Origin of the sequence: Flavobacterium sp. LC2016-23, from assembly GCF_009674775.1 — a bacterium.
Taxonomy (GTDB): domain Bacteria; phylum Bacteroidota; class Bacteroidia; order Flavobacteriales; family Flavobacteriaceae; genus Flavobacterium.
The window spans coordinates 124672-146527 of record NZ_WKKE01000004.1 but is presented as its reverse complement, the minus strand read 5'-3'; the positions used below and the strand labels follow the sequence as shown (position 1 = coordinate 146527).

Below are 21856 nucleotides of genomic sequence, written 5' to 3'. Positions count from 1 at the left end.
TATCTTTTCTGGTATCAAGATCTCTTGAAATTTTATAGGATAGGTAAGCGATGCCCGTAATAATGGTCACCAGTATTGTCGTTATATAATTTTCCATTTTTATTTTTCTTCGTTATGAATTACAGCTACCGGTTTTCCGGTAACTTTTTCTTGTAAATACTGGAATACGATGAATAAAACAGGGATGATAAACAAGCCCAGAATTACTCCCGAAATCATACCTCCGGCGGCACCAATACTAATCGAGTGGTTACCCTGAGCCGATGGGCCTTTGGCACTCATCATCGGAATCAATCCAACAACGAAAGCTAATGACGTCATGATAATCGGACGTAAACGCAGTTTGGCGGCGTCTATGGAAGCTTTGACCAATGCCTGACCTGATTTTCTTTTTTGTACCGCGAACTCGACGATCAGAATTGCATTCTTGGCGAGCAATCCGATAAGCATTACCAGTGCAACCTGTACGTAAATGTTATTTTCGATTCCTGTTAAACCAATCGCTACGAATACTCCAAAAATACCTGCAGGGATAGATAAGATTACAGCCAGTGGCAAAATGTAACTTTCATATTGTGCAGCAAGTAAGAAATAGATGAATATCAGACACAATAAGAAAATGGTTGCCGACTGTCCTCCGGAAGAAATTTCTTCACGGGTTTGTCCTGAGAACTCATAACTGTAACCTGCAGGTAATTGCTGTGCTGCCACTTCTTCAATCGCTTTGATCGCATCTCCCGAACTGAATCCAGGTTTTGGAATCGCATTGATCGAAATGGAGTTGAACAGGTTATATCTCGAAGCGGTTTCCGAACCATAAATACGGGTTAGTTTTACTAAAGTATTGATCGGAACCATTTCTCCGTTTTTGTTTTTGACAAACACACGGTCAATAGCGGACGGATCGGCTCTGTCGGCAATATCAGCCTGAACCACCACTCGGTAATATTTACCAAATCGGTTAAAGTCAGAGGCTTGTGCACTACCAAAATAAGCCTGCATCGTCTGCAGTATATCTTTGACTTTTACGCCTAGCTGATCGGCTTTCTCATCGTTGATATCCAATTGTAATTGTGGATAATCGGCTTTGAAACTCGTAAAGGCTACGGCAATTTCCGGACGTTTCATTAATTCTCCAATGAACGTTTGTGAGATGCCGCTAAACTTATCCAGTTTACCACCGGTTTTGTCCTGTAAGACTAAATCCAAAGCTTCCACATTACTAAACCCCGGTACAGTCGGGAAACTGAATACGAAGAAGCTTCCTCCTGAAATCGCGCCTAATTTGCCACGAACCTGATTCATGATTTCGTCGATATTTTTGATATCCCCACGTTCTTCATTTGGTTTCAGCAATACGAAAACAACTGCTGAAGATGGACTTGTAGAGTTCGTCAATAAGTTGAAACCGGAGATTGCCGTTACGAATCTTGAAGCATCCAGACCTCTTAACGTATTTTCTGCCTGAGTCATTACTTTTTGAGTTCCATCCAGTGATGTTCCTGAAGGTGTATTCACCGCAATCGCAATAAATCCCTGATCTTCTGTCGGAATAAATCCGGCAGGAGTTGTTTTAACCATTACAACCGTAGCGAAAGTAATTAAAGCCAAACCACCTAAACTTACCCATTTGTTACGGATTAAGAATTGTAATCCGCTTACATAACGATTGGTTAAAGCATTGAAACTATTGTTAAATCCGATAAAGAATTTTTCTTTGAATCCTTGTTTAACGTATGGTGTTTCTCCGTCATTTGCTGCATGATTATCTTTTAAGAACAAAGCGGCAAGGGCAGGGCTTAAAGTAAGGGCATTTACAGCCGAAATTACAATTGCAATGGCCATGGTGAAAGCGAACTGGCGGTAGAAAACCCCTGTTGAACCTTCCATAAAACCTACCGGCAGGAATACAGCAGCCATTACCAGCGTAATCGAGATAATAGCACCCGTAATTTCGTGCATTGCTTCATGAGTTGCTGCTTTTGGAGACAGATGTTTATGCTCCATTTTCGCATGTACGGCCTCGACGACCACAATCGCATCATCGACCACAATACCAATCGCTAAGATTAAAGCGAAAAGTGTCAGAAGGTTAATCGAGAATCCGAATAACTGCATGAAAAAGAACGTTCCTAAAATTGCTACGGGAACAGCAATTGCCGGGATTAATGTTGATCTAAAGTCCTGAAGGAAAATAAATACCACAATAAATACCAATATAAAAGCTTCAATCAAAGTATGTTCCACCTGCTCGATAGACTGGTCCAAAGAAACTTTTGTACTATAGAAAATATTGTGTTTTATTCCCGAAGGAAAATCTTTTGAGGCTTTAACCATCAATTTGTTGATCGCAACCTGAATATCATTGGAGTTCGAACCTGCTAACTGGATAATACCAATTACAACTCCTTTTTTACCATTAAGACGTGTTAAACTGTTGTAAGAGTATGCACCAAGTTCTACTCTGGCCACATCTTTCAATCGAAGTACCGAACCATCAGCATTAGAACGAATGGCAATGTTTTGGTAATCTTCGGGTTTGGTTAGTTTTCCTTTGTATTTAATAACGTATTCGAAAACTTCTTTACTTCTTTCTCCAAATTTACCCGGAGCAGCCTCTAAACTTTTATCCTGAATAGCGGCCATTACTTCATTTGGCGTCACATTATGGGTTGACATTTGTGTTGGGTTTAACCACACACGCATGGAGTAATCTTTGGTACCACCAAAAATAGCAGCCGAACCTACACCCGGAATACGTTTGATCTCAGGAATAATATTGATTTGGGCATAATTGGCCACAAAAGTCTGGTCATATTTGGCTTCGTCTTCGGTATACATACCGATCGCCATAATAAAACTGTTTTGTTGTTTCGCAGTGATCACACCTTGCTGTACAACCTCTGCGGGTAGCTGGCTGGTAGCCTGCGCGACCCTGTTCTGAACGTTTACAGCAGCCTGATCGGCATCTGTACCCAGTTTAAAGAAAACGGTAATGGCTAAAGTACCGTCATTACTGGCTGTTGAACTCATGTATGTCATGTTTTCAACCCCGTTTATAGATTCTTCTAAAGAAGGGGCAACAGAACGTAAAACCGTTTCTGCATTCGCTCCCGGATAAACTGCTGTTACTAAAACCGATGGCGGCGCAATATCAGGAAACTGTTGTAAAGGCAATTTCGTAAGACCAAGTATACCTAATATCACCAGTAAAATGGAGATAACGGTTGCCAGTACGGGTCTTTGTATAAATATTTTGAACATTTTCGTAAAAATTATTTTTTGTTAGTTATTTGTGCAACCTTGGCAGTAGCCGCTTTCTCAGGCTGTATCAACTGACCTTCCTGAAGTTTGTCGATACCGCTTAATACAATTTGGTCACCCGATTTTACACCATCCTTAATAAGGTAGTTGGTACCGCTTTTACCGATAACGGTAATAGGCATTTTGGTCACTTTATTGTCAGTTCCTACAGTAAAGACAAAGACTTTATCCTGCATTTCAATCGTAGCCGATTGCGGAACCAAAATAGCATCGTCATGCTGAAGTCCTAATCGAATTTTTCCTGTGTTTCCAGAACGTAGCGTTCCGTTTGCATTAGGGAAAGTAGCTCTTAAGGTAATAGCACCTGTAGTTTTATCAAACTGACCGTCCACCATATCAATTTTTCCGGTTTGCGGGTAGGCATTGTTATCGGCTAATATTAAGGAAACCGGAGGTAATTTTTTGATTTTGTCTCCAATGCTGTTTCCGGCATATTGCGATTTAAAGTTGATGAAATCTGTTTCACTTAAAGAGAAATAAGCAAAAACTTCATGTACATCAGAAAGCGTTGTTAAAGCTTCAACATCTGTTGCTGAAACCAGACTACCTTGTTTTTTAGGCAATCTTCCGATATAACCACTTACAGGAGCCGTAACATTCGTATAACCTAAATTGATTTTAGCTGATGCTACCATTGCTTTTGCCTGCTCGATGTTGGCAGCAGCAATTTTCTGAGATGCTTTTGCCGTTTTCAGCTGATAGTCGGAAACTACTTTGTTTTGTACTAAAGGAGTCAGTTTATCTACTTCTAACTGCGCATTGATTAAAGCAGCTTCATAAGCGTGAAGACTTGCCAAAGCATTGTTTAACTGTTCACGGAAAGGGCGTTCATTTATTTTGAATAAAGTCTGGCCTTTAGAAACATAAGCTCCTTCGTCTACCAGAACGCGGTCTAAGTTTCCACTTACCTGTGGACGGATTTCTACATCTACAGTTCCTTGTATCGAAGCAGGATATTCAGCATCAGTAGTGGTGTTGGCACTTGTGATTACCGAAACTGGTAAAAGTGGTGCCGGTGCAGCAGCTGGTGCCTGTGATTTATCGGCACAGCTACTCAGTATCAATGCCAGGATAAAGCTGGTTATAATTACATTTTTCATTTTAATATTGGTTTTAATTTGTTGGACATTCTCGTTTTTTAAATATTTATTTTGGGTATTCTCTGAATTCATATTTAATGTTATTAAATTTTCTAACGTTGTTAAGTGAATAAGTGCAAAACTTCTTTATATCATACTTGCCAAATCTATTTCATAATAGGTATTAAATTATTTATCACTGTTAAGTAATACAGAAAAAAAACTCTGTATTACTCTATTAAATTTTCTAACGCTGTTAAGTAAAGTAGTAAAAAAATAGTTTGCTAAATTACCTATTAAATCATTTATCACTGTTAAGTAAAAATGAAATTTTTTTTATTGTATTGATTTTATGATACCACTAATGGCATCTTTTAAGATTTGTGCGTTTATGGTAGCCATGATATCACTTTTGTTAATGATGTTAATGGCGATTAAACCATGAATAACAGAAAAGAAAGTAAAATACTTTTGTTTGATGATTTCTTCACTTGGATTGCTGTCTTTCATAATTTCAGCAATAACCGAAGTAAATAACTTATAAGGTCTTTCCTGAGCCGAACATTTTTGCGAACAACAGTTCATTTGTACCCCAAACATTACCTGATACATTTCGGTATCTGTAAAGGCGAAATCCCAATAAGCCATCCACATGGCTTCTAATTGTTCTTCCGGTTTTTCAAATTTATCCTGGGCTTCCTGGAGTTCTTTTGCTAACTTAATAAAACCTTTTCCGGTTAGTTCATTTAAAATTGCTTCCTTATTTGAAAAGTATTCATAAATGATAGGAGCCGTGTATTCAATCTTGTCAGCAATCTTTCTCATACTCAGACCCTGCCATCCTTCTTCTTTGACGATAGCGTAAGCAGCCTCAAGAATGTTAGTTCTTGTCTCTTCTTTTTGTCTTAAAATACGATCTTTACTTGCCATTTTGATTAAGTATTAAATTGTTTAACACCGTTAGGCAAATGTAGGACGGTTTTTCTGATTATCATATAATTTCATTATAATATTTTCTTATTGTGGTATAGAGTACTGTAAAAAAATGCCGGAAGTTCTTATTTATAAGGGCTTCTTACTTAAAAATTATTTTTAAGAACCAGTTATTTTGTATTTGATCGCTTATTAAGTGTGCATTTTTTTAGCGCCTGCGTAAGATTTTATCCTTTTTAATGATTCCGTAATTATAATTCTTTATTTTATCGGATAATTATCGGGATTTTGTGACGTATGAAAAATGGCGTTTAGAAAAACAGTTTTTGAAGGTTCGTCTACCATATAAAAAGCTACGTAAGGAAATTTTTTGAAGGGCAAAAAACTATAATTATTATCGTGAATTTGATAGAAAGGGTTTATTTGTAAAGCTTTATAAGTTTTTTTGTAATCATTAAGAAAATCTAAAGCTACTTTTTTATTCGCTTTTGCAATATAATATTCAAGAGCTTTTTCAATATTCTTTAATGCAATAGGAGAAACGATAATCTTATAACTCATACTTCTTTTTTAGATCTGCATAAAGTGATTCAGCGTCTGTATATAATTTTTCATCGGGGTTAACCTGACTGTCCAAAATTTCTTGCTGCTTGGCAGATAATTTATAAGGTTTCACATTTTCGATCTCAAATTTTATCTTTAGTGCTTTCATGAAATCTTTAACAGCTTCTATCTGAGAAGCATCTTTCGTATATGCCGTGATGTTGATTGCTTGCATGATTTAAAATTTACTAAAGTTGATAAACAAAGTTAATACAAAAGTCTAATTTTCATATTACACATTATTATTTATTTTAAAATCATTTTGAGTAAGAGTATTATAAAGGAATATTTACCAATTCTGCACTTGAACGAATTACAGGTATAAACCAAAAGCAAATTCAACATTATGCATCCGGGCATCGCAATCCAAGGGCAGAGCAACGTCTGAAAATTGAAAATGCGTTACATCGTCTGGGTAAAGAACTTTTGGCGGTAGAATTATAACGTAACCACGAGTTCGTTATTGATCTATTTTACATAGTTGGGTGATACGCAGGCTTCCCAATAACTAACAATCGTTTTAATGGTTTCTTTAATATCCTTATAAGCTGTAGGTTTAACAAAAAAGCCCTGGATAGATTTGGAATAAGCGTCTATAACATGTTTTTGTTCTGCACTGGTAGAAAAGAATAAATACGGAATAGATTTCAGTCTTAAATCTTCATTTTCATGAATTTTTGCCCGAAGTTCCATACCGCTTAATTTGGGCATATTGATATCAGAGAAGATAATGAAAGGCTCAATTTCTGTAGAGGTTAGGTACTCTAACGCTTTTTCGCCTTCAGTAAAGAAGATGATTTCATTTTTATAATCAAGCTCTTTAAAAATATCAGTTAAAATTTCCTGATCATCTAAATCGTCTTCTATAATAATAATCGGCCCGCCTTTGTTCATTTGGTGTTTTTGGCGAAGGTAGTTTATTTAGGCATAACTATTTCAATTCATTATATTTTTCAAAAAACACTTCTAATTTTTCAGGATCGATTTTAAATTCCTTGCTAATAACATTTTCATTTAACAGGGCAAAAAAAAGATCTGATCGGCCAATAATTTTTGCATTCGAAAACTTCTTGTTTTCTACTACAAATGTAATCACACTGCTAAATTTACCATCGCCCAGAGAAGTAATATCGCCAATAATCAACTCATTATTATTTAGGTCTGATACTGAAAAATGATTTCCATCTTTTCTATAGTTAAAAGCCTCCTGCTTATTTAATATAATCTTATCAGCTTTAAATTGTACTTCATTTATGATTCGCTCTATTTTTTCCTGAGCATTCATATTAAGTGTCATCAAAACTAGTAATGTAGAGAGAACGTGTACGATTTTCATATCTTTTTTTTTAAGGTGCCAAATATAATTTATTTATGGATTGACACATTAAAATTTCTTAAAGCGCGGAGAAATTTATGAATTGTTACTTATACGAGATAACTTTTGAAGCTGTGTCAAACTAATAAAAAGAATAAATTTGCAACCATTTTCGTTTCAAAATTTATGTTTCAAAAAAAAGAAACAAAAACTTTGAAACTATTTTTGTGACAAAGTCGAAATAAAAATAATTTTGTCACAGTTTATATTATCTGATTAAAGTTCGAATTGATTTTATGTTCTTTTTTTTATTGTTTCCTTTTTTAGAACATTGCGATACATAAAAAAGTAAGAAAAATCTTTTAAAATGTAAAAGTTTATTCTTATGTTTGCAGCTCTTAAATCTTCACATTGAGAACGTATTAAAGTCGCCTGGAAACAGGTTTTATATTCACTAAAAATGGAAGATATGAGTACAAACACATTTTCAAAAGAAACTGAATCAAGATTAATTGATTTTTTTAATCACACCATGGCCCCTGAGGATATGGCGAAGGTAATCCGAAAGGTAAATTATACAATGGCCTTAGGTGTGATGCGGGAAAAGGAAACTCCCCAAAACGGAATAGAAAACAACTTTTACTGGCTGAATGAACTAGCCGAAATTTTAAATCCTTATCTGGAGGTGGAATAAGTTTGGTATTATTATTATTATTATTATTATTATTATTATTATTATTAAAATGAGAAACCTCGATCTTTAATTTGGTCGAGGTTTTTTTGTTGTATAATTATTTTTTGTTCAGTTGCGTGAAGTTAGTGCCAAAACAGGAGACTTCAAAAAATACAAATGTTCAATTTTAGTAGAACTACTAATCTACAACCAACTTTAAATCATTAATATTTCCATTGGAAAGTGTTACTTTGATAAAATAAATTCCAGTTTGTAGTCTACTTACATCATATTTAAGTTCTCTTTTTTCCTCTTTATTCAATTGTTCATCAATCTTTTTTCCTGTTGAATCCCATAACTGAAATTTAACGATTTCAAAATCATTAACTGATTTAATAATTACGTACTGATTTGAGGGATTAGGATAAACGCTTACTTGCTTTATATTATTGTTTTGAGAATTGTTATAGTCAGAAATTCCCAATGAAGAAGTATTTATTTTTGTGATGTAAAGCTCGCTTCCACTAATATCATTTCGTGCGGCGAAATATAAATTATTATTACTTGCGGCTAATTCTTCTATATTATCAACTCCGTCAAAATTTTTACCGTTTACAACATTTATATTAATATCTAAAGGTTTAGTCAAATTATTATTGACCAACCAAATTTTGTGGGGAAACGTTTCAGCTAAATACAATAGATTATCATTGTAACAAGTAAGATTTCTGATAGATGAAGATTCATTTGCCTCTTGTTCTGTAATTTTTTCTGTTATTGAACCATTCGTTCTCCATAATTCTTTATCGGTTCTGGAAAGCTCGTCCTGAACGGAAAAATATACATAATTTCCGCATGTTAAAATATTTTTGATTGTAAAATCTGGAATTGTTGTATGAGTTGTTTCGTCAAATAATAACATTGTACCTTCAACTGTTCCATCTGTTTTATAAAATACAGTTCTGAGGCTATTCGGACTCTTGGCAACAAAGTATAATTCGTTATTAAGAGTAGTGGTAATATGAATATCACTATCATAACTATCTGCGAAAGTTTTCAAAAGCTTTGTGCCTGCTGTAGTTCCATCTGATACCCATAAATCACGTGGTCCATAACCTGTTCCTGATGTTTCTGCTACAATAATCAATTTATTATTTACCGTTTTTAGCACTCTTATATCATTTAAATTTATTATTTTAACCGTTCCCGATGCAGTACCGTTTGTAGTCCATAATGCCGATCCGGAATTATCATCAGCAATAAAATAAATTATATTGTTAAGTACAGTAAAGTATCTGGGGTAACTACCATCATTGTAAATTCCAGAATTAGGCTTTATGTCTTTTATCATATAAGTTCCTGATTCAGTTCCATCACTTCTCCATAATTCAAAACCATTCACACCATCATCAGCATAAAAATATAGAATATTATTTATTACACTAAAAAGTTGTGTTTGGTTATAATTCAACATGCTGCTGTTGTTGCCGGGATTTATATCTTTCACCATAACAGTACCGACTTCGGTTCCATCACTTTTCCATAATTCATAACCATGTGTACTATTACCTCCGCTAAAAAATAAATTGCCATTTATTACTATATCAGAAAGATTATCGATTATAATATCTTTCATTAATTGAGTACCTTCAATTGAACCATCACTTTTAAACAATTGTGTACCATACGGTGTTGATCCTGCTCTAAAAAATACATTGCCATTTGCATTTGCAAACTTAGAAGGATTACTTCCGTTTGAATAATTTACATCTGCAAACAGAGATGTTCCGGAAACTGTTCCATCTGTGCTCCATAGTTCCATTCCATTTCTTTCATTTTCGCCGCTTAAAAAGGTACGATTTTTAATAGTAACGAAGCTTTCTATTACTCCTGAACCATTATAGGCTTTAATATTTGATATTTGTAATGTGCCGTATAATGTACCATCACTAGCCCAAAGTTTTCTGTCAGAAGAATTATCACTGGTCGTAAAAAACAGGAGCTTGTTATTTATTTTATCAACATGAAATTTTTCTATCCATACAGACGAATTCCCATTATTAATATCTTTTAATAAAATTGTACCAGCAGCTGTTCCGTCGGTTTTCCATATTTCACCTCCATGGATATTATCGTCGGCAATAAAATAAACTTCATTCTTAAATTCTATGAATTTACTATTGTATGACATTATACTGTTACTACTTGTATTGTTAATATCTCGGATCATTGAAGTTCCGGATTCTGTTCCATCGCTTTTCCATACTTCAGCGCCATTAATTCCGTTATTGCCTTCAAAAATTATTATATTATTTAGTACAGCTCCTTTTAATGCCAATTGGCTGAAGTTATTGCCAGCTCGTATATCTTTTACGATTTGTGTTCCGGATTCTGTTCCATCACTCTTCCATAACTCATAACCTTTTATTCCATCATTTGCGAAAAAATAGAAGTTATTATTCATAATCAGGAATTGATTTCCAGCATATAAAGCTGTAGAATTTGGATTGATATTTTTAAGCATAACAGTTCCAGATTGTGTTCCGTTACTTTTCCATAATTCAACTCCATTTGTACCATCATTTGCGATAAAATATAAATTATTATTAAATACAAATAAACCATCTGGATTACTATCGCCATTAGGATTTATATTTTTGAGCATGTAAGTTCCAGATTCAGTTCCGTCGCTTGTCCATAATTCACTTCCATTAATACCATCTGTTGCCGTAAAATATAATTTACCATTAAAAGCCACTAAATTTGATGGACCATTAAAATCGTTATTGTTAGGTCTAATGTCCTTAATCATTGATGTTCCAACTTCTGTTCCATCACTTTTCCAGAGTTCACTTCCTAAAATCCCATTACTTGCGGTAAAGTATAGGATATTATTAAGCCAAATTAAAGAATTTGGAGAAGAAGAATTTCCTCCAGGATTAATATCCTTAACCATTGATGTTCCTTTTGGTGTACCATCGGAATACCATAATTCTCTGCCGTATTTATCAAAATCACCATCTGTTGCTGTGAAAAAAAATCCAGACGTCGAAGCAGTAAGGTTTTGTGGGGCACCATCTTCATGAAAATTAATCTCGAGTAATGTTGCATCTACCGTTTGAGCAGTCGAAAAATTAAAAATAGCTACTATAAAAATAAGAGTAAAGTTATATTTCATGTGTTTTTTTGGCTTATTGATAATTAGAATTTTTTAAAATTTTGGGTCAAATGTATTTATATTTTTTTTAAAATAATTCGAAATTAATATTTGATTTCTAATAAGAAATATCAATAGAACTAATTGACATTAAGAAAGCTTCAGACCTTCTCCAAAAAAAGAATGCAATTTTGATTTGTGCAGTCTTATTGCCAAATTTAAATTTGCACTTCAAATCATCACCTTTTTTTTAAAATAGCCTCCTGCTTTAGCTGGAGGTCTATAACGAAGTAGCAAAAAGGCTTTAGCCAAAATACGCACATTTGGCTAAAGCCCCGATTTCCATCATACAAAATTCCTCCAGCTAAAGCAGGAGGCTATTGATGTGATTTAATAAAAATAAGGTATTCAGTAAATACCAGGTTTCTGTCTTCATAAGCCTTCTCCCGAGGCTTCGGGACGCTAAGGGTGAAAAATTGGGTGCCAGTTCGTGACTTTCTATGGAACCCTTCTAAACAAAAAAAGGACAGCACTTTTGAATGTGCTGTCCCCTAGGTAAATGGTACAGATTTTTGGTAATCTACTATAAAAGGCTAAACGCAGGTTATTCGTTTATAATGTCGCCTTCTTTAGTTTCTTCGCTGGCAATTTTCACCAGTTTATCTTGCGGATTCAAATCGCCGAAAATTTCAATTTTATCGTCGATTTCTCTTCCTCTTTTTACGTCTACTCGTGTTGCTTTATGATTCAGTACTTTGATTACAAAAGTACCTTCGGCAGAATTGACCAATGCCGATTTTGGGATGACAAACGTGCTGTCTTTTGCGTTAAGCGGTAAAAGCACTTCGGCCACCATTCCCGGTAGTAAGTTTTTCTTCGTATTATGAACGTCCATTTCTACACGTTCCGAACGCAGTTTCAGATCTAAAGCTCCCGACATTCTGGTGATCGTAGCTTTAAAGGTTTCCGGTAATGATTTTACATTAAAACTCATTTCGTCACCATTGTGTAAATAGCCGGTGTACAATTCCGGAACCGAAACAGCCAAACGCAATTTGTCTTGTTGCTGAATCGTCAGTAAAGGCAAATCTGACCCTTTTCCGGCAGGGCCTACAAAGGTTCCTAAGTTTACATTTCTGGCTGCCACAACACCGTCAAAAGGCGCACGGATTTCAAGATACCCTCTCATGATAGACACTTCTTTGTGTGCTGCCACTGCGGCCTGATATTGGGCGTAATCGGAGTTTTTCTTTCCGTTGGCCATTTCTAAATCGTTTTTAGAAATCGTTCCTTCTACTTTGCTTGTTTCGTACAAGCGGTTGTAGGTACTTTTACTCGTAGCATAAATGGCTTCCATCGATTTTAATCGCGACTCGGCTGCGGCCAGTTGTGAACTGATTTCAGGTGCTTCCAGAACAATCAGAAGCTGTCCTTTTTTTACCTGAGTACCAATATCGACTTTCAATAGTTTTACGAAACTGCTTACTTTGGCATATAAATCTACTTGTTGAAAACCGGTTAATTCGGCCGGCAAACGCAATTCTGTCGTTAGCTTTTCTTTTTGCAAAAGAAAGGTTTCTGTTTTTGGCTCCAGTTCCGAAGTAACCGTTTCTTCTTTCTTCGAATTACAGCTGGCTAGAAAAAATACAGCTGTAAAAAATAATGCGGTCGATTGTATAATTTTATTTTTCATAAATATGAATGTTACTTTTTATAGGTCATTTATGTTATCGCCTTTTATTTGTTGGTATTTTTTACAAATTGTTTTTTGGGGCGATTTCATTTTCTGATTTTAAGGATGAGATATAATGGATGCTTTCTTCGTCTTCAGGATCTAAGGAGACCGATTGTGTCGTGGTATGTTCCTGTGCCCAGGCAAAGATAAGCGGGAGGATTAATAATACCGCAAAGGTGGAGAATAATAATCCGCCAATAACGGCTCTACCCAACGGTGATACCTGATCGCCGCCTTCTCCGTGTCCGATAGCCATCGGTAACATTCCCGCAATCATCGCAACAGAAGTCATGATAATCGGACGAAGACGCAAGGCTGCTGCTTCACGTGCCGATTCTAAGGCATTTCCGCTTCGTTTTCGCAATTGTTCTGCATTGGTGACCAGTAAAACGGCATTGGCGATTGAAACCCCAACCGACATAATGATACCCATATACGATTGTAAGTTTAACGTTGAACCGGTAATCGTAAGCATCAATAATGCTCCTAAAACAACCGCCGGAACGGTGGTTAAAATCACCAGCGATACTTTGAACGATTGAAAATTAGCGGCCAACATTAAGAAGATTACAAATATGGCAACCAATAATCCTACCTGTAAACTGCTTAATGTTTCTACCAATACCTTACTCATTCCAATTGGAGTGATGAATAACCCCCTCGGTAATTCTCCCAATGAGTTTATTGTTGCATCCACATCTTTTACGGCCGTCCCTAAGTCGGTCTGGCTAATGTTGGCTGTAACGGTAATGTATGGCATGGCCCCTAAATTGTCATTTTCACCACTTACAAATCCGGGTGTAATTTTGGCAACGTCACTTAATACTGGACGAAGCGAGTTTTTCAATACCGGAATTTCTCCGATATCGGTTTTGCTTTTCATTTTGTTCAAAGGCACCTGCACCTGAACGTTGTATGATAATCCGGCTCTTTCGTCGACCCAGGTATTTTTTTCTGTATAACGCGATGATGAAGTTGAAGCGACCAATGATCTTGAAATGTCATTCATATCCACACCCAATTCAGCAGCACGTGTTCTGTCAATATCAATATTCATGGCCGGATAATGAATCGGCTGACCAATTTGTACGTCTCTGAAATAAGCGAATTTTTTCAGTTTCTCTACAATCTGATTGGCGTACAATTCATTTCGTTTTTTATCTTTTCCGGCAATTCGCACTTCGGTTGGAGTAGGGGAACCCTGGCTCAACACTTTGTCGGTCAGTTCGATTGGCTCAAAAGAAAGTTTTACATCCGGAAGCACTTTTTTAATTCGGGCTCTGAAGTCGTCTTTAAAGTCATCCATATCGGTATGGTATTCTTTTAAACTCACCTGAAATACAGCTTCATGCGAACCTGCCATAAACAAATAAATCGGGTTGATCGAGAATAAAGACGGGTGTTGTCCCACATAAACAGAAGAGATTCCGATATGTTCCTTGCCCACCATTTTTTGCAATTCCTTCAGTACAATAATCGCTTTCTCTTCGGTACGTTCCAAACGAGTTCCGTCGGGAGCACGCATTCTTAACTGGAACTGGCTTGAATTTACTTTCGGGAAAACATCTTTTCCGATAAAAGAAATAAAGACTATGGCCAGCACCGTAATTCCGATAAGATAGACTAAAGCGGTTATTTTTTTATAAGGGAACAAACGATCCAACGTTCTCATGAAACGGATTCTGAAGCGTTCGAAAGCGCCAATTTTTCCGTTATTGTCCGTATCTGTTTTTTCAACATATGCTTTTTTCTGCGTGATCAGGTCTTTCTCCGATTCAGGCGTTAAGCCACAATCGTTAAATTCGGCTTCATCATCTGTAATATTCGGTCCGTGTTCGTGTTTCGGATGCGCTTTCATCAGCCAGTTCGCCATTACAGGAACAAAAGTCTGGGAAAGTAAAAACGAAATGACCATCGAGAATCCAATGGCTAAAGCCAAAGGCAAAAACAACGCTCCGGGAATACCCACCATAGTAAACGCAGGGGCAAAAACGGCCAGGATACAAAGCAGGATCAGTAATTTAGGCAAAGCAATTTCCTGACAGGCATCCCAAATAGCGAGTGCCTTGGGTTTACCCATGTCGAGGTGCTGGTGAATGTTTTCGATTGTAACCGTACTTTCATCCACCAAAATACCAATGGCCAGTGCCAGTCCGCTTAGAGACATTAAGTTGATGGTTTGTCCGAATAATTTAAGGAATAAAACTCCCGAGATAATCGAAATCGGAATGGTTAAGATTACAATTAAAGCCGCACGTCTGTCACCAAGGAAAAGCAAAACCATTAATCCGGTTAATACCGCTCCGATAATTCCCTCTGTAATCAAACTTTTAACCGAGTTGATTACATACACCGACTGGTCAAATTCGTACGATAATTTTACGTCTTCCGGTAATGTACTCTGAATTTTAGGCAATTCCGCTTTCAATTTCTGAACCACATCCCAGGTTGAAGCATCTCCCGCTTTTGCGATACTGATATATACCGAACGTTTTCCGTTTACCAAAGCATAACCGGCTGTAATATCGGCACCGTCTTTTACAGTCGCAACATCGCCTAATTTCAGGTTTTGAACCCCGCCTTTAAATAATGGAATCTGTTCAAAATCTTTAACTTCTTTAATCGTATTGTTGGTTGGCGTAATATAATTGGCATCGCCCATTCTGACATTACCGGAAGGAGCGGTCTGGTTGTTGATGCGGATTGCCTCAACTATCTGATCCGGCGTCATGTTGTGCGAACGCAATAAATCGGGATCTACGTTAACCTCGATGGTTCTCGGGCTTCCGCCGAAAGGCGCCGGAGATAATAAACCTGGAATCGAAGTAAACGAGGCACGAACGTAAACGTTGGCTAAATCCTGCAATTCGTTATTCGATCTTATTTTACTGCTCAGAACCAATTGTCCGATCGGTAAGGAAGAAGCATCAAAACGAATGATAAACGGTGGCTGCGTTCCCGGAGGAAATGCAGCCTGAATCCTGTTCGAAAGGGAACTCAGCTCGGCTGCGGCCTGCGCCATGTTGGTATTTTCATAGTAGGTTAATTTCATGATCATTAACCCCTGAATATTTTTGGTCTCTACCGATTTTACACCATTGGCAAAAGGTAAAATGTTGACATAAGTTTTAGCAAAATAAGCTTCCATCTGGTCCGGGGTATACCCTCCGAAAGGATGCGCAATATAAATTACCGGCAGGTTCATTTTAGGAAGAATGTCTACCTTAATGTCCTTGATGGCGCCAATTCCGAAGAAGAATAAACCAGCGACCATTACCAGGATGGAGATGGGTTTGCGGAGTGCGAAACGTATTAAATTCATTACGATCTATAATTAAAATTCATTTATAAATAAGTCAAAATTGCCTGTTGCGGCCACTTTTAGCAAATACGATTGCCATACATTATTGTTCGTAATATCACGATCAATTTCGGCACGGTTTAGCGTATACATGATTTGTGTTAAATCGGTAAGATCCGTTAATCCGTTTTTGTATAAGGTCGATTTTTGCAGGTAGGCTTTTTTCGCCGCATCAACCTGAATTGGTGCTTCGGCATAATTGTCTAAAGTAATTTTGATCTTATCATCGGCAAAATTCAGTTGCGATTTCAGTTCGCGGTCTGCCTGATTATATTCTTCCTGCAAAGCCTGAGAAACAAACTTCTGAGCGCTTACCTGTTTGCTCATTCGGAACGGAGTAGTCAGGTTCCAGCTGATTCCGATTCCAACCAGATAATTGGTGCGGTCCGGATTTACGCCATCCCAGTAGTTTCTGGTAAAAGCCGTCTGATCGGTAATATAATCAGACTGAAACCCTGAAGCTCTTGTCTGCAAAACACCAAATGCGGTCATGGTCGGGTAATAAAAGCGTTTGTATAATTTTGCCTGCTGATTGCTGTAATCAATTCGGGTTTTGTACAATTGAAGTAACGGATGAAGGCTATCAGTCGTTTTTTCAGCCAGTAATAGTGCTTTCGGAATATTGTTGACAAAAAGCGTATCGGCAGTAAAATCCTGAGGGGCAACGCCCATCAGATCGACTAATTTATTGTTTTGTTCCTTCACAAAATTTCTCGCGAGGTTCAGCGCAATTTTAGCTTTCGAAACTTCGGCTGTCGCTAAAGTAGAATCGACTCCGGCCAATAATCCGTTTTTTACCCGGGCAGCAGCGGTTCTTTTGAAAACTTCAGCACGGCTTAAATTCTTTTGCTGTGAAATTAATAAACGCTGACTTGCCAGCAAATTAAGATAAGCGGCAGAAATCCTGATTTCCTGTTGAAACATTTCCTGCTTTAAATCGGTTTCTTTGGTACGAACGTCCATTTTCGCCAGATTGATTTTTTCTTTCGCTTTTCCGAAAGTGAAAAAATCCCAGTTCATATTGACCAAATAAAGCGCCCCAAAAGCCGAATTCCAGTTTTGGTCCGGTAAAGCCGGTCCGGAAGAAGCCGTTCCTAATCCGTTGAAACCATACAAAGCACCGTTTTGTCCGTTGATGGTTCCGTAATCCTGTTGCGCCGACAGGTTCAGGTTGGGTAAATAATCGCGTTTGGATTGTTTTAGTGTCTCGCGCGAAGCATTGGTGTAGTTGTTTTTTGCTTTGATTGAACCGTAGTTTTCAAGTCCCGTTTTTATAGCTTCTTTTAAAGACAGGGTTTGTGAATAACCAAGAGCGGCGAAAATCAAGAAAAATAATAAAGTAATTTTTTTGAAGTACATAAAATTCGTGGTGTCAAATTATGAAACAAAATTATTTTACTTCCATTGATTTTTGTCATCTTAAATGATGTACTGAGATTATAAATGACCAATTGAATTGGTCATTTAATAAAAAAATAAAATAAAAAATTGTGGTTAATTTGTACACTATTTTAAGTTTAAAAAATGAACAAAAAATTTGATAACATATTGGATAACAAATGGTGGCAGGAAATTGCCGTTGTTGCCTTTTCATTTACGATCTATACGTTAAAAAATGACTGGATGTTATTTAGTTCTTTTACTTCCATCTCAATGGGTGTGTTTTTCTATTTTATTTTATACATGCACGCCCAGTTTAACCGTTTTTTACTGTTACCCATACTTTTCAAAACCAGAAGACCTGTAAGCTATATTTTACTAACGCTGTTTGGGGTATTTGTGTTTTCGATTGTCTTATACGAAATCACCATGCTGGATATGTTCAGCAATTGCCGTTTGTACCAGAATTCACATCAGAGAAGTTATGTCTACCAGCTCGCCAGCGTTTTAGGAACACTGGTTTGCATACTGAGCCCGATTATTGTTTTTAAGTTCTACAGAATTCACAGAAAACAAACGGATGAAACGTTGTTGTTCAATCAGATGCAGCTCAATTCGCTGAAAGGACAGTTGAATCCGCATTTTTTATTTAATACCTTTAATACCTTATACGGAATCAGTCTTGAATTTCCGGACAGAACGCCGGATCTGATTATGAAAGTTTCCCAGCTAATGCGTTATCAGCTGGAAAGTAATAATAAACAATGTGTCACTTTAGAAGACGAACTGGAATTTATAAACAGTTATGTACAGCTGGAAAAAGAAAGGGTAGGATACCGTTGTGAAATAACGTACGACTGCAAAATTGACAACGAAAACGCCTATAGAGTATCACCTATGCTGTTGATTGCTTTTATTGAAAATGCCTTTAAACACGGAACCTGCGCCATCGAAAAATGTTTTGTACGTATTATTGTTACGGTCGAAAACGGCTTACTGCACCTGCATGTAGTCAATTCAATTCCAACTAAGAAAACAGATGTTGTTTCGACGAAAATAGGTTTGAAAAATACAATTGAACGTCTGAACCTGATTTATGGAAAAGACTATAAACTGAATATTCAGGAGGATAAAAATACGTATATTGTTGATTTGAAATTACAACTGAAAAAGTTTGTAGAATGATAGAATCCAAAAAATGTATTATTGTGGATGATGAACCGGCATCACATTATGTCCTGGCGAATTATATTAAGCAAAATCCAAATTTGGAGCTTGTTTTTCAGGGCTATAATGGTATTGAAGCCATGAATTACCTTCGCGAAAATAAAGTCGATCTGATGTTTCTGGATATCAATATGCCGGAGATTTCAGGTATGGAACTGCTAAAAATTCTTCCCGTACATCCTAAAACAATCTTAACGACTGCCTATTCTGAATTTGCACTCGAAAGTTATGATTACGGAGTCATTGACTATTTGTTGAAACCCATTTATTTTCCCAGATTCCTGAAAGCGATTGACCGTTTTTTTGCCACTGAAAATGTTAAAGCAAAGGAAGACGAAGTGGTGGTCAATTCGGTCAGTGTAAAAGTGGATGGTTACCTGGTAGATTTAGAATTGGACCAGATTTTGTTTGCACAGAGTTTCGGAAATTACGTGAAATTGTATACAACCAAAAGAACCTATCTGGCTTCAATCACCACCAGTGAACTGGAGAAATGCCTGCCAGAAAAAAACTTTATGCGCATTCATAAATCCTATATCGTGGCGCTGGATAAAATTGAAGCTACCGAAAAGGATTTTGTCACCATAAAAAAAGAGAAATTACCAATCGGGATTACCTATAAACGAGAATTATCGGAGCGATTGAAAAAATAAAAAGTTTTACAGAAATTCATTTTAAATTCATTTAAAAGTAGTAGTTTTAGTACGCATTTTAAAGAGGTTTAATTTTAAAATTTGAAATCATGAAAAACTTAATTTTTGCTTTCATGCTTTTTTACAGCAGTTTACTGATGGCGCAAAACGGAATTATGCCAACAGGAGTAATTACCCCTCCTGAAAAAGTCAGATTTACTTTTGAAAAAGAATATCCGGGCAAAGTTCCGGTGTGGTCCATAGAATACGTAGGAGACGATAATGATGAAATCAGGTATGAAGCGAAGTTTAATGCCACTACTACTGCGAAAGCGCTGGCAGTTTATGATAATTTGGGAGTTTTAAAGGCATATGAATTACAGATTCCGCTGAGCCAGCTTCCGCCAAAAGCTCAGGCATACCTGAAAAATAATTATTCGGCTCAGGCCATTCGGGAAATTGCCGTAGTAGTAGACTATAAAAACAAAACCACTTATGAAGTCGGAATAGAAAAAGACAACAAATTTTATGATGTGGTCTTCGATAAAAACGGAGGTTTTGATGTCAGCATTCAAAAAGATTAAAAATAAGAATTCTTACTAACTCAATATATTCAAAATGACAAACCCTGCAGGTTTTAAACCTGCAGGGTTTTGTTTTGTAATTAGAATACGAAATAATACATTTAGATTATCAAACCCGACAGGTTTGAAAAACCTGTCGGGTTTAAAAACATCTAACGTCTAACATCTAACATCTAACGTCTAACATCTAACATCTAACATCTAACGTCTAACGTCTAACAATTATAAATTCATTCCTCCGGAAACCTCAATACGCTGTGCGTTTACCCAACGGGAATCTTCGGTACATAAAAAGGCAACAACACCTCCGATATCATCCGGTAAACCAACTCTTCCTAAAGCGGTTAGAGAAGCAATATATTGGTTGAGTTGCTCGTTGTCCCTTACAGCTCCATGACCAAAGTCGGTTTCAATAGCTCCGGGAGCCACTACATTGACTCTGATTTTTCGTTCACCCAATTCTTTAGCCTGGTATTTAGTCAATGTTTCAATTCCACCTTTCATAGAGGCATAAGCCGAATAACCAGCGAATGAAAATCGTGCCAAACCAGTAGAGATGTTTACAATTCCGCCTCCGTCATTCATGATATTCAATGCTTTTTGAGTTAGAAAAAACGGGCCTTTTAGCTGAATGTTACTCAATTCATCAAAATCTGCTTCTGTAGTTTCGATGTAAGGCTTGTGAATTCCGATTCCGGCATTGTTTACCAGAAAATCAAATTTATCAGTACTAAAAGTAGCTTTTAAAGCCTTTCTTACTTCTTCAAAAAAAGAATCAAAACTGCCTGATTCAGCCACATTCAATTGAATCGCAACGGCTTTTTGCCCTAAACTTTCAATTTCTTTTACGGTATCTTCGGCTTCTTCTTTTTTACTGTTGTACGTCAGAATAACGTTGATTCCTTTTTTAGCTATAGCCAAAGCCATATTTTTTCCTAAACCTCTGCTTCCGCCTGTTACTAAGGCGATTTTTGTATTTACTGCCATTTTGTATTTGTTTTAAATTTTGATTATTTGTATGAATGTAATCTGGTAGATTATAGAGTAAAGATTATAGAATATAGATCTTTAAAAATCCCCTGAATCTGCCCAATCTGCGAGAGAAACAAAAACATAGAAAATGTTTCTTAATTAGAATGCATGGCCTTAAAGTGATTTCTCAAATCTTCAGCGCTTGCGTGTAATCGCGTTTCACTGGTTCCAAAAGTCAGTTCGTCTTTTCCTTCTTTCAATTGCTCAAAGATAGATTCGATAAAACTGCTCACACTTGGATGTGCGTCATGGAGGCCGACTCCGCCAAGATCGGTGTTCAGTGCCGGCGGAATGATTTCGATCACTTCAATATTTTTTGACTTCAGGATATGACGAAGTGAAAGCGTAAACGAACGGAAAAAAGCTTTCGTTGCCGAATACACCGGAACTTTTGCAAAAGGTGAAAAGGCAAGCCCCGAAGTTACATTCATCACTGTGGTAAGTGATTTTAAATTCACAAATAAAGAAGTCAGATGCAAGGGTGCTTCAATATTGGTAGTAATTTCCGCCTTCATACTTTCGTAAAAATCAGCATCCGTAACCGAAACCCATTTTTGAATTCCCGCATTGTTGATTAGTACATTTAAATCGCTGTGATTTTCCTTAATCCATTCGTAAAGGGACACGCGCTCTGCTTCAACAGACAAATCGCATACTTTGGTTAGTACAGACGGAAATTGGGCCTTAACTTCATTCAAAACCGATTCTCTTCTTCCACAAATAATGACTGTATTGTTTTCTTCAATAAATCGTTGCGTAAGTCCGAGACCAATGCCGCTTGCTCCACCGGTGATTAAAATTTTGTTGTTTGATAAATTCAT

The 21856-nt window shown here is 36.7% G+C and carries 17 protein-coding genes; 4 read left to right on the top strand and 13 right to left on the bottom strand.

Annotated elements, in window-relative coordinates:
* Window positions 1–99 precede the first annotated feature (99 nt).
* The 7 genes from GJU43_RS04735 to GJU43_RS04705 form a co-directional block, all read right to left on the bottom strand.
* Window positions 100–3264 (bottom strand): efflux RND transporter permease subunit, encoded by a 3165-nt coding sequence (locus GJU43_RS04735; protein WP_154339675.1) that lies wholly within the window; start codon window positions 3262–3264, stop codon window positions 100–102.
* An 11-nt stretch (window positions 3265–3275) separates the two neighbouring features.
* Complete coding sequence (locus GJU43_RS04730; protein WP_154339674.1) at window positions 3276–4496, bottom strand: efflux RND transporter periplasmic adaptor subunit; 1221 nt, start codon at window positions 4494–4496, stop codon at window positions 3276–3278.
* A 243-nt stretch (window positions 4497–4739) separates the two neighbouring features.
* Window positions 4740–5333: a TetR/AcrR family transcriptional regulator gene (locus GJU43_RS04725; RefSeq protein WP_154339673.1), complete on the bottom strand. Its 594-nt coding sequence runs from the start codon at window positions 5331–5333 to the stop codon at window positions 4740–4742.
* Window positions 5334–5597: 264 nt separating this feature from the next.
* Window positions 5598–5897, bottom strand: a complete 300-nt coding sequence (locus GJU43_RS04720; RefSeq protein ID WP_154339672.1) for a type II toxin-antitoxin system RelE/ParE family toxin — start codon at window positions 5895–5897, stop codon at window positions 5598–5600.
* Window positions 5887–6114 carry a DUF2683 family protein gene (locus GJU43_RS04715; RefSeq protein WP_154339671.1) on the bottom strand — a complete coding sequence of 76 codons (228 nt, stop codon included), beginning with the start codon at window positions 6112–6114 and terminating at the stop codon, window positions 5887–5889. Before GJU43_RS04715 ends, GJU43_RS04720 begins: the two co-directional genes overlap by 11 nt.
* A gap of 293 nt (window positions 6115–6407) precedes the next feature.
* A complete protein-coding gene (locus tag GJU43_RS04710) occupies window positions 6408–6833 on the bottom strand; it encodes a response regulator (protein WP_154339670.1) in 426 nt (141 codons plus the stop codon).
* A gap of 37 nt (window positions 6834–6870) precedes the next feature.
* Complete coding sequence (locus GJU43_RS04705; RefSeq protein WP_154339669.1) at window positions 6871–7275, bottom strand: hypothetical protein; 405 nt, start codon at window positions 7273–7275, stop codon at window positions 6871–6873.
* 448 nt (window positions 7276–7723) lie between these two features.
* Between GJU43_RS04705 and GJU43_RS04700 the strand changes: the two genes are divergently transcribed.
* Window positions 7724–7948, top strand: coding sequence for a hypothetical protein (locus GJU43_RS04700; RefSeq protein WP_154339668.1), 225 nt, complete (start codon window positions 7724–7726; stop codon window positions 7946–7948).
* A gap of 178 nt (window positions 7949–8126) precedes the next feature.
* Here the strand turns inward: GJU43_RS04700 and GJU43_RS04695 are convergent, their stop codons facing one another.
* From GJU43_RS04695 to GJU43_RS04680, 4 genes are all read right to left on the bottom strand, one after another.
* Window positions 8127–11105: an ELWxxDGT repeat protein gene (locus GJU43_RS04695; protein ID WP_154339667.1), complete on the bottom strand. Its 2979-nt coding sequence runs from the start codon at window positions 11103–11105 to the stop codon at window positions 8127–8129.
* A 583-nt stretch (window positions 11106–11688) separates the two neighbouring features.
* The gene (locus GJU43_RS04690; protein WP_154339666.1) at window positions 11689–12777 is read right to left on the bottom strand and encodes an efflux RND transporter periplasmic adaptor subunit; all 1089 of its coding nucleotides are present in this window, start codon (window positions 12775–12777) and stop codon (window positions 11689–11691) included.
* A gap of 61 nt (window positions 12778–12838) precedes the next feature.
* Complete coding sequence (locus GJU43_RS04685) at window positions 12839–16141, bottom strand: efflux RND transporter permease subunit (protein ID WP_154339665.1); 3303 nt, start codon at window positions 16139–16141, stop codon at window positions 12839–12841.
* 12 nt (window positions 16142–16153) lie between these two features.
* Window positions 16154–17539 (bottom strand): TolC family protein, encoded by a 1386-nt coding sequence (locus GJU43_RS04680; RefSeq protein ID WP_154339664.1) that lies wholly within the window; start codon window positions 17537–17539, stop codon window positions 16154–16156.
* 165 nt (window positions 17540–17704) lie between these two features.
* Between GJU43_RS04680 and GJU43_RS04675 the strand changes: the two genes are divergently transcribed.
* From GJU43_RS04675 to GJU43_RS04665, 3 genes are all read left to right on the top strand, one after another.
* A complete protein-coding gene (locus GJU43_RS04675) occupies window positions 17705–18745 on the top strand; it encodes a sensor histidine kinase (RefSeq protein ID WP_154339663.1) in 1041 nt (346 codons plus the stop codon).
* Window positions 18742–19440: a LytTR family DNA-binding domain-containing protein gene (locus tag GJU43_RS04670; RefSeq protein WP_154339662.1), complete on the top strand. Its 699-nt coding sequence runs from the start codon at window positions 18742–18744 to the stop codon at window positions 19438–19440. The genes GJU43_RS04675 and GJU43_RS04670 overlap by 4 nt, the downstream gene beginning before the upstream one ends.
* An 89-nt stretch (window positions 19441–19529) precedes the next feature.
* A complete protein-coding gene (locus tag GJU43_RS04665) occupies window positions 19530–20003 on the top strand; it encodes a hypothetical protein (RefSeq protein ID WP_154339661.1) in 474 nt (157 codons plus the stop codon).
* 222 nt (window positions 20004–20225) lie between these two features.
* On the opposite strand, the gene GJU43_RS04660 is transcribed toward GJU43_RS04665, so the two are convergent.
* Both GJU43_RS04660 and GJU43_RS04655 read right to left on the bottom strand, forming a co-directional pair.
* Window positions 20226–20990, bottom strand: a complete 765-nt coding sequence (locus GJU43_RS04660; protein ID WP_154339660.1) for an SDR family NAD(P)-dependent oxidoreductase — start codon at window positions 20988–20990, stop codon at window positions 20226–20228.
* A 140-nt stretch (window positions 20991–21130) separates the two neighbouring features.
* On the bottom strand, window positions 21131–21856 hold the full coding sequence (locus tag GJU43_RS04655) for an SDR family oxidoreductase (RefSeq protein ID WP_154339659.1): 726 nt from the start codon (window positions 21854–21856) through the stop codon (window positions 21131–21133).

Excerpts from the sequence above, each read along its gene's own strand:
- GJU43_RS04665 (WP_154339661.1), top strand. The coding sequence starts at position 19,530 with ATGAAAAACTTAATTTTTGCTTTCATGCTTTTTTACAGCAGTTTACTG.
- GJU43_RS04695 (WP_154339667.1), bottom strand. The coding sequence starts at position 11,105 with ATGAAATATAACTTTACTCTTATTTTTATAGTAGCTATTTTTAATTTT.
- GJU43_RS04680 (WP_154339664.1), bottom strand. The coding sequence starts at position 17,539 with ATGTACTTCAAAAAAATTACTTTATTATTTTTCTTGATTTTCGCCGCT.
- GJU43_RS04725 (WP_154339673.1), bottom strand. The coding sequence starts at position 5,333 with ATGGCAAGTAAAGATCGTATTTTAAGACAAAAAGAAGAGACAAGAACT.
- GJU43_RS04715 (WP_154339671.1), bottom strand. The coding sequence starts at position 6,114 with ATGCAAGCAATCAACATCACGGCATATACGAAAGATGCTTCTCAGATA.
- GJU43_RS04685 (WP_154339665.1), bottom strand. The coding sequence starts at position 16,141 with ATGAATTTAATACGTTTCGCACTCCGCAAACCCATCTCCATCCTGGTA.
- GJU43_RS04700 (WP_154339668.1), top strand. The coding sequence starts at position 7,724 with ATGAGTACAAACACATTTTCAAAAGAAACTGAATCAAGATTAATTGAT.
- GJU43_RS04710 (WP_154339670.1), bottom strand. The coding sequence starts at position 6,833 with ATGAACAAAGGCGGGCCGATTATTATTATAGAAGACGATTTAGATGAT.
- GJU43_RS04670 (WP_154339662.1), top strand. The coding sequence starts at position 18,742 with ATGATAGAATCCAAAAAATGTATTATTGTGGATGATGAACCGGCATCA.
- GJU43_RS04690 (WP_154339666.1), bottom strand. The coding sequence starts at position 12,777 with ATGAAAAATAAAATTATACAATCGACCGCATTATTTTTTACAGCTGTA.
- GJU43_RS04705 (WP_154339669.1), bottom strand. The coding sequence starts at position 7,275 with ATGAAAATCGTACACGTTCTCTCTACATTACTAGTTTTGATGACACTT.
- GJU43_RS04660 (WP_154339660.1), bottom strand. The coding sequence starts at position 20,990 with ATGGCAGTAAATACAAAAATCGCCTTAGTAACAGGCGGAAGCAGAGGT.
- GJU43_RS04675 (WP_154339663.1), top strand. The coding sequence starts at position 17,705 with ATGAACAAAAAATTTGATAACATATTGGATAACAAATGGTGGCAGGAA.
- GJU43_RS04735 (WP_154339675.1), bottom strand. The coding sequence starts at position 3,264 with ATGTTCAAAATATTTATACAAAGACCCGTACTGGCAACCGTTATCTCC.
- GJU43_RS04655 (WP_154339659.1), bottom strand. The coding sequence starts at position 21,856 with ATGAATTTATCAAACAACAAAATTTTAATCACCGGTGGAGCAAGCGGC.
- GJU43_RS04720 (WP_154339672.1), bottom strand. The coding sequence starts at position 5,897 with ATGAGTTATAAGATTATCGTTTCTCCTATTGCATTAAAGAATATTGAA.
- GJU43_RS04730 (WP_154339674.1), bottom strand. The coding sequence starts at position 4,496 with ATGAATTCAGAGAATACCCAAAATAAATATTTAAAAAACGAGAATGTC.